The sequence below is a fragment of the Vibrio sp. QJM3NY_39 genome, from assembly GCF_057785895.1.
Window position 1 is genome coordinate 1,900,833 of record NZ_CM173505.1, and the last position, 8,871, is coordinate 1,909,703.

An 8,871-nucleotide genomic window follows, 5' to 3' on the forward strand; every position below is an offset into this window, starting at 1 on the left:
GTATCAGGTGTCACCTGGTTAACAAGGAAGGATACAAATGACAAATAAACTAACACTTCTTGCTTCAGTAGTAGCTGCATCAACTGCGATGATGGCAACATCAGCATCAGCGGCAGAAAGCACTCTGGACAAAGTCACATCTCAAGGCTTTTTAACTTGTGGTGTAAGTACCGGTCTTCCAGGGTTCTCTAACCCTAACTCAAAAGGTGAATGGGAAGGAATCGATGTTGAGTATTGTCAAGCGCTTGCAGCGGCTGTACTCGGTGACAAAACTAAAGTTAAGTATGTACCTCTAACAGCAAAAGAGCGTTTTACCGCGCTTCAATCTGGCGAAATCGACGTACTATCTCGTAACACAACATGGACACTACATCGTGACACTGCTCTAGGTCTGAACTTCGTAGGCGTTAACTACTACGATGGTCAAGGCTTCATGGTTAAGAAAGCACTCGGTCTTACAAGTGCCCAAGAACTTGATGGCGCTTCTGTATGTGTTCAATCAGGTACAACAACTGAACTTAACCTAGCCGATTACTTCCGAAACAGTGGCATGTCTTACAAGCCAGTGGTATTCGATACGGCAGCACAAACATCTAAAGGTTTCGACGCGGGTCGTTGTGATGTGCTAACGACTGACCAATCTGGTCTATACGCACTTCGCCTAAACTTAGCTGATCCTAAATCTGCACAGGTACTTCCTGAAATCATCTCTAAAGAGCCACTAGGCCCTGTTGTTCGTCAAGATGATGACAAGTGGTTCAACGTTGCTAAATGGACACTTTCAGCAATGATTAACGCAGAAGAGTACGGTATCTCTTCTAAGAATGCTGACGAAATGCTTAAGTCAAAAGATCCAAACATCAAACGTATTCTTGGTGTAGACGGTCCTAAAGGCAAAGGCCTTGGTATTCGTGACGATTGGGGTTACCAAGTCATTAAACAAGTTGGTAACTACGGTGAGAGCTTCGAACGTACTGTTGGTACAGGTTCACCACTACAGATCTCTCGTGGCGTAAACGCACTATGGAATGCGGGCGGCTTTATGTACGCTCCACCAATCCGTTAATAAATTTACAAGCATCAATTAGGGCGGACTTTTCCGCCCTATTTATTAAATGGATTTGAGGTTATAGCAGTATGAAACCTAATGAAACTATTTCTCCAGCTCAGGCAAAGCCACAGCCCAAAAGTGCCAACCTTTTTTACAACCCCACTTTTCGCTCAATTGTTTTCCAAATTCTCGCTGTCGGGGCCCTTTGTGCTTTCTTCTACACCATTGTAAATAATGCACTCACTAACTTAGATTCCCGTGGTATCGCCACTGGTTTTGATTTTTTATCCCAAGAAGCTGGTTTTGGTATCGGCTTAACACTGATTGAATACGACGAAACATTCTCATACGGTCGTACATTCTTTATCGGTCTTCTCAATACCGCTTTGGTTTCTGTACTCGGCATCATGTTAGCCACGGTACTGGGCTTTAGTATGGGTATTGCAAGGCTCTCGTCAAATTGGTTAGTTAGCCGATTTGCAGCTATCTATATTGAGATATTCCGAAACATCCCTCTTCTGTTGCAAATCTTTTTCTGGTATTTCGCCGTTCTACAAGCCTTACCTTCTGCTCGTCAAAGTATGAGCCTTGGTGAAGCCATTTTCTTGAACGTACGTGGTTTGTACTTCCCTGCACCAGTGTTAGAGCAAGGCAGTAGCATCGTGATCGCATCATTGATTACTGGTGTCATCGCTACTTTTGTTATCAACATCTGGGCTAATAACAAACAAAAGCTAACTGGCCAACAAACACCAATGTTGCGAATTGCTGCGGCACTGATTGTGGGCTTACCGTTGGTAACTTACTTTGTTATGGGCATGCCTATCTCTGCGGAGTACCCAGTTTTGAAAGGGTTTAACTTCAAGGGCGGTATTAGCATCATTCCTGAATTAGCAGCGTTGATGCTTGCTTTAAGTATCTACACAGCAGCGTTCATCGCCGAGATTGTGCGTTCAGGTATTAACGCGGTAAACCATGGGCAAACAGAGGCTGCGATGTCTCTAGGTCTCCCTAGAACACGAACGCTCAAGTTGGTGATTATTCCACAAGCATTAAGAATTATCATTCCACCATTAACCAGTCAGTATTTGAATCTGACCAAAAACTCATCACTTGCGATGGCCATTGGTTATCCCGATCTTGTGTCTGTATTTGCAGGGACAACATTGAACCAAACTGGACAAGCTATCGAAGTAATCGCGATGACAATGGGCGTCTACCTGACTCTAAGCCTATTAACATCCGCTCTAATGAACATATACAACCGCAAAGTAGCGTTGGTGGAGAGATAAGATGAGTACACATCAATTTCAACCTGATCTTCCGCCTCCAGCGAATACTGTTGGACCTGTCGGTTGGTTAAGAAAAAATCTATTTAATGGACCAATTAACAGTGTCGTCACTGTGGTCCTTGGTTATTTTGCTTTCACTTTATTGTGGGCAATAGCAGATTGGGCATTCATTAATGCTGATTGGATTGGAACAACACGCGATGCCTGTACTAGCGACGGTGCTTGTTGGGTTTTCATTAGTGTTCGTTGGGACCAATTCATGTACGGCTTTTATCCAGAAGCTGAACTGTGGCGCCCTCGCCTTTTCTACGCAACGTTAGCTATTTTTGTCGTTTTGTTAGCTTACGAAAAAACACCTAAGCGCACGTGGATTTGGTTGTTCTTCGTAAACATCTACCCGTTTATCATTGCTGGCTTATTATACGGTGGTGTATTTGGACTAGAGGTTGTTGATACCCATAAATGGGGCGGTCTACTGGTTACGCTGATCATAGCACTTGTTGGTATTGTAGTGTCACTTCCTATTGGCGTTGCATTGGCACTTGGGCGTCGTTCAGAGATGCCGATCATCCGCAGTATGTGTACCGTTTACATCGAAATTTGGCGTGGTGTACCGCTGATTACGGTTCTATTTATGGCCTCGGTAATGCTTCCGCTCTTTTTATCAGAAGGGATGGAAACCGATAAACTGATCAGAGCGCTGGTTGGGGTAGTACTATTCAGTGCGGCTTATATGGCAGAGGTAATCCGCGGCGGTTTGCAAGCAATACCAAAAGGTCAATATGAAGCCGCTGATGCTTTAGGGTTGAGCTACTGGAAAAAAACAGGGCTTATCATTCTACCTCAAGCTCTTAAAATCACGATTCCTTCAATTGTGAATACCTTTATTGGTTTGTTCAAAGATACCAGTCTGGTTTTGATTATCGGTATGTTTGATGTATTGGGAATTGGCCAAGCCGCGAATACCGATCCTGAATGGCTTGGGTTTTCAACAGAAAGTTATGTATTTGTCGCGTTAGTGTTCTGGGTGTTTTGTTTTGGCATGTCGAGATACTCGATTTGGCTAGAAAACAGACTTCACACCGGTCACAAACGATAATTAACAAGATCAAGGACGTATTATGACGCAGCAAACAGAAAACAACTCTCAAGGTCTTATGATCGAGTTAAAAGACATGAACAAGTGGTACGGTGAGTTCCACGTTCTTAAAAACATCAATTTGGAAGTTAGAAAAGGCGAAAAAATTGTTATTTGTGGCCCTTCTGGTTCAGGTAAATCCACGATGATTCGTTGTATCAACCGGTTAGAAGAGCACCAAAAAGGTCATATCTTCGTTTCAGGTAATGAACTGACTGAAGATCTGAAGAACATTGAAGCCGTGCGCAGAGATGTAGGTATGTGTTTTCAACACTTCAACCTATTCCCTCACCTAACGGTATTAGAAAACTGTACTCTGGCCCCTATTTGGGTGAAGAAGATGCCGAAGGAGGAAGCTGAAGCCATCGCGATGAAATTCCTCGAACGTGTAAAAATCCCTGAGCAAGCGGATAAATTCCCAGGACAGCTTTCAGGTGGCCAACAACAACGTGTGGCAATCGCTCGTTCTTTATGTATGAACCCTCAAGTCATGTTGTTTGATGAACCAACATCGGCACTCGACCCGGAAATGGTTCGTGAAGTACTAGACGTTATGGTTGAGCTTGCCGAAGAAGGCATGACGATGTTGTGTGTAACGCACGAGATGGGTTTTGCTAAAGAAGTTGCCGACCGCGTTATCTTTATGGATGCAGGTGAAATCATAGAAGAGAACAACCCTGTCGACTTCTTTGAAAACCCACAATCGGACAGAACGCAGAACTTCTTGAGCCAAATCTTGCACCATTAATGTGTTATGATGCATAAACTATAGAGGCGGCTTAGGTCGCCTCTTTATTTTTCAAGGTTATAGTTAGTTTTTCAAAGGTTATAAATCATTAACCAGTAACTATAAAAGTTTGAACATCGAGTATTAGCGACACTTTATACGTCATTAGAAACACTTTGTTACACCTTAAGAAACACTTAACCGACTATTTTGATTATTATTTTAGGTATACAAAAGGAATGAAAGACTTGATTTTTCGAACTTTCAGCCCCATAAATGTACTAATAACTATTGAAGTCACCTTACGAGGAAGATTATGAACAGCCCTATGTTTTCACGCACAGCATCTCAAGAAAGTGCTCTGCAAACCAATAAAGTGTTGCGTAACACCTACGCACTACTGTCTATGACACTACTTTGGTCTGCTGTAGTAGCAGGCGTATCTATGGCGATGAACCTTCCTCGCCCTGGTCTTATCATTATGCTAGTTGGTTTCTACGGCCTACTGTTCCTAACAGAAAAGAACCGTGACAACAGCATGGGTCTAGTCTTCACATTCCTATTTACAGGTTTCTTAGGCTACACCATTGGTCCAATCTTAAACATGTACGTTGGCGCAGGTATGGGTGATGTCATCCTTACTGCACTTGGTGGTACAGCATTAGCATTTATGGGTGCATCAGCTTACGCACTGACGACTAAACGTGACCTTTCATTCCTTAACGGTATGCTAATAGCTGGTTTTGTTGTTCTGCTAGTAGGGATGGTTGCAAACATCTTCCTACAAATGCCTCTACTGTCGTTAGCAATGAGCGGTATGTTCATCCTATTCTCGACTGGTGTTATTTTGCTAACAACGCAAAGCATCATCCGCGGCGGTGAAACAAACTACATCTCAGCAACGATTAGCTTGTATGTTTCTATCTACAACATCTTCATCAGCCTACTAAGCATCTTAGGTATTATGAACAGCAACGACTAATCATAGTTCGTTCAAAATTGAGCCCAAGAGCCTGTCTCTTGGGCTTTTTTGTATCTATAGTTGCAATATTCCTAGAGATAACGACGATATTTCTTGAGAAAGGCAAACGTGGTCATGTACCCTATTTACTGAGTTAAACTGATTCTGGACTAAACATGTTTGAATATAATGGCAAACAAATTGAAACCGACGCTCAAGGCTACCTATTGGACTACACACAATGGGAAGAAGGTATGATTGAGATTCTTGCTCAAGACGAGGCGATTGAACTGACTGATGCGCACTTAGAAGTGGTACATTTTGTAAGAAGCTTTTACGAAGAGTTCAAAACCTCTCCGGCTGTTCGTATGCTCGTTAAAGCGATGGAAAAAGCGCACGGCCCAGAGAAAGGTAACAGTAAGTACCTATTCAAATTGTTCAAGAAAGGCCCCGCTAAACAAGCAACCAAGCTCGCGGGTTTACCTAAACCAGCAAAATGCTTGTAAAGCTTAAACAGCTTTAGGTTACTCTCAAGGTAAAAAGACAAATACTGTAGTGCGCTAGCTACAGTATTTTAAACTCATCTATACGTACATCCTGTCGCTCACTTTCTTTAACTCGATGCATCACTACTTGGTCTACTGTCGCACTCGAAGGGCCAATATCGAGCCATGCGTGGAACTTCTCTATTTCCTTACCCTTTCCGACAGCTAACACTTCAACTCTGCCATCATTTAGGTTTTTTGCATAGCCTGAAATGCCCAGAGCTTGTGCCTGCCTACTGGTGTGATAGCGAAAACCAACACACTGAACTACGCCTGATACGACAAAAATATATTGTGAACTTTCCATAACGTTGCCTCATAAATTGTATGAATGATATAGTTGCGACTCTATTCATTCACCGCTTATTGGTGGACTTACTTCGAGTATAACGATTATGAAAGAAATCCCATTTCGTTGGATTGACAAATATCTCATTCACCTAAAAATCCAAGAAAAGTTCTATCTACTCTTCTTATTACCTCTTCTCGCCCTGGTTATATTAACTCTTGTTTTAGATAGCGCCGCAGACTCTTTACTTGCTCATCTTTATCAAGAAGAAATGCTCTTGATGAAAGGACTTATCGAAGCGGGTCAACTGACGAAAGATCAAGTTGCTCAACTTGTCAGTAATTCTGAAACCATCTCTTTAGGCTATGGTGTTGGTTCCGTCTCAGTTATGAACGGTGCATTCAGCTTGGTTGCGAACCATGACCAAAACTTATGGTCAGCTCTATCTACGACTCAGGTTTCAATTATCGCAGTAACCCTAACGCTTATCGCGCTAGGTGTTTACTACATCATGACTTTCATCGGTGGCGCAATGTTCTCTATGAACAAAGCGTTAAGCACGCTAGCGAGTGGTGATCTCACCTGCCGTATGAACTACTTCCTTGTTCGTGATGAGTTCAGTGAAATCGCAATTACTATTGATAAAGTAGCAGAACGTGAACAAAACATGGTTCTATCAATCCAAGAGTCTGTCGCACTCATGCAGCAGATCAGTTCTGACTTAAACCAGTCGACACAACAGAGCTCAGACATCTCGGGTAACCAACAAGAACACCTGAATAGTTTAGCAAGTGCAACGGAACAAATGGCAGCTACGATTCGTGAAGTCGCTACCCTTGCTCATGAGTCTAGCTCTCAAACTATGGACGCTCGCGGTGTTGCACAGAGTGGCCAAGTAAAAGTTTCAAATACATTGGAATCTATCTCAAGCCTATCTCAAGAAATTCAATCAGCTTCGCAGGCGGTAGAAGAGCTTGATGCTAACGCAGCGCAAATTGATGAAGTGGTCGCAACCATCAATGGCATCTCTGAACAAACTAACCTATTAGCCCTGAATGCTGCCATTGAGGCTGCACGTGCTGGCGAGCAAGGTCGTGGATTTGCTGTTGTTGCCGATGAAGTCCGTGCCCTTGCCGGCCGTACTCAACAAGCAACGGTTGAAATCCAGAGCATGATCGAATCATTACAACGTAACAGCCAATCACTGACAAAATTGATGGAAGTGACTGTTAGCAATGCTAACGAAGGTCAAACATTGATGTCGGAAGTAAACGTTGAGATCGGCTCGTTAGCTGAAAAGAACCAATCTATTTCTGATAGCAGCACTCAAATTGCTACTGCTGCTGAAGAGCAAGGTGTTGTTGCTGACAACATTGCACAAAGTGTTGAAGAGATTCGTCATCAATCAGACAGCATCTGTGAAATGATCAGTAAGAGTAATGTAAATGTTGACCAACTTCGTAAGCAAAGCGATACGATGGAAGGTTTGCTGACAGGTCTTAAAGCTTAATACTGACATCTAACCACTATGTGTTAATTAGTCATTGCTAGGGCTGCTTCTGCAGCCCTTTCTTATTTGCTTTTCCCTTGCACTTCCCCGACAATACCCCTCCTTCAAATTCAACAAACAGAGTAAATTATGACTCCTTCAATTCATCTAGCTAAAGGCCGAGATAAATCACTACGCCGTAAACACCCTTGGGTATTTTCACGCGGTATCGATAAGGTCGAAGGCGAACCACAACAAGGTGAAACTGTAGACGTATATGCTCAAAATGGTCAGTGGCTCGCAAAGGCAGCTTACTCACCAGAATCTCAAATTCGCGCTCGTGTTTGGACATTTGAAAAAGAAGAAATCAATAAAGCGTTTTTCATCAAAAGATTTAAAGACGCACAATCACTACGTGACGATATCATCAAACGTGACGGCCTAACGGGGTACCGATTAACAGCGGCTGAATCTGACGGCCTGCCAGGTATTACTATCGACAAGTACCAAGACTTCTTAGTTTGCCAACTACTGAGTGCTGGCGCAGAATTCAACAAAAGCGTTATCGTTGAAGCTTTAGTTGAATGCTTCCCTGAATGTAATATTTACGAACGCTCTGACGTAGCTGTTCGTAAAAAAGAAGGTTTAGAGCAAACCGTCGGCGTACTGCATGGCGAAGAGCCACCTAAGTCAGTAGTCATTGAAGAAAACGGCGTGAAGATCAGCGTGAACATTATGGAAGGCCACAAAACGGGCTTCTACATGGATCAACGTGATAGTCGCAAAGAATCTATGAAGTACGTTAAAGGCAAAGATGTCCTTAACTGTTTCTCATACACCGGTGGCTTTGGCCTTTACGCACTTAAAGGCGACGCGAAGCGTGTGATCAACGCAGACGTATCTCAACTTGCTCTTGATACAGCTAAGTTCAACGCTGAACTTAACGAGTTTGATATCTCGAAAAAGCGTGCTGTATTCCTAAACGCTGACGTATTCAAACTACTTCGAGAATACCGTGACCAGGGCACTAAGTTTGACGTAGTGATCATGGACCCACCAAAGTTTGTTTCAAGCAAGAACAACCTAACTTCAGGCGCTAACGGCTACAAAGACGTTAACATGCTAGCAATGCAAATCCTGAAGCCAGGTGGAACACTACTCACCTACTCTTGCTCAGGTTTGATGGGGGCTGACTTATTCCAAAAGATCATTGCTGATGCCGCTCTAGATGCAGGCAGAACAGTGAAGTTTGTTGAACGCTTCGAGCAAGCTGCCGATCACTTGATCGATACAGCTTACCCAGAAGGTTTCTACCTAAAAGGTTTTGCTTGTAAGGTTCTCTAATTTTAGAGCTTTAGAATCTAGCTTTTATAGCAAAA

9 protein-coding genes are annotated in these 8,871 nt (G+C 43.1%); 8 read left to right on the forward strand and 1 reads right to left on the reverse strand.

Translation table 11 applies throughout. The features are described from left to right. The first annotated feature begins 37 nt into the window (after positions 1–37). From AC3CHU_RS08735 to AC3CHU_RS08760, 6 genes are all read left to right on the forward strand, one after another. Positions 38–1,066, forward strand: coding sequence for an amino acid ABC transporter substrate-binding protein (locus AC3CHU_RS08735; RefSeq protein ID WP_488524371.1), 1,029 nt, complete (start codon positions 38–40; stop codon positions 1,064–1,066). Between the two features lie 71 nt (positions 1,067–1,137). Then, a complete protein-coding gene (locus AC3CHU_RS08740) occupies positions 1,138–2,343 on the forward strand; it encodes an amino acid ABC transporter permease (protein WP_004733635.1) in 1,206 nt (401 codons plus the stop codon). Between the two features lies 1 nt (position 2,344). Continuing rightward, positions 2,345–3,442, forward strand: a complete 1,098-nt coding sequence (locus tag AC3CHU_RS08745; RefSeq protein WP_004733636.1) for an amino acid ABC transporter permease — start codon at positions 2,345–2,347, stop codon at positions 3,440–3,442. 22 nt (positions 3,443–3,464) lie between these two features. Then, positions 3,465–4,229 (forward strand): amino acid ABC transporter ATP-binding protein, encoded by a 765-nt coding sequence (locus AC3CHU_RS08750; protein ID WP_004733637.1) that lies wholly within the window; start codon positions 3,465–3,467, stop codon positions 4,227–4,229. A gap of 295 nt (positions 4,230–4,524) precedes the next feature. Next, positions 4,525–5,190: a Bax inhibitor-1/YccA family protein gene (locus tag AC3CHU_RS08755; protein ID WP_488524372.1), complete on the forward strand. Its 666-nt coding sequence runs from the start codon at positions 4,525–4,527 to the stop codon at positions 5,188–5,190. Positions 5,191–5,345: 155 nt separating this feature from the next. Continuing rightward, positions 5,346–5,675, forward strand: coding sequence for a TusE/DsrC/DsvC family sulfur relay protein (locus tag AC3CHU_RS08760; RefSeq protein ID WP_004733621.1), 330 nt, complete (start codon positions 5,346–5,348; stop codon positions 5,673–5,675). Between the two features lie 58 nt (positions 5,676–5,733). Here AC3CHU_RS08760 and yccX read toward each other — a convergent pair whose 3' ends face one another. Then, the gene (gene yccX / locus AC3CHU_RS08765; protein ID WP_488524373.1) at positions 5,734–6,021 is read right to left on the reverse strand and encodes an acylphosphatase; all 288 of its coding nucleotides are present in this window, start codon (positions 6,019–6,021) and stop codon (positions 5,734–5,736) included. An 88-nt stretch (positions 6,022–6,109) separates the two neighbouring features. Here yccX and AC3CHU_RS08770 point away from each other — a divergent pair, with 88 nt between their 5' ends. After that, a complete protein-coding gene (locus AC3CHU_RS08770) occupies positions 6,110–7,513 on the forward strand; it encodes a methyl-accepting chemotaxis protein (RefSeq protein ID WP_017088499.1) in 1,404 nt (467 codons plus the stop codon). Between the two features lie 129 nt (positions 7,514–7,642). Beyond that, positions 7,643–8,836, forward strand: coding sequence for a class I SAM-dependent methyltransferase (locus AC3CHU_RS08775; RefSeq protein WP_479278422.1), 1,194 nt, complete (start codon positions 7,643–7,645; stop codon positions 8,834–8,836). The last annotated feature ends 35 nt before the right edge of the window (positions 8,837–8,871 follow it).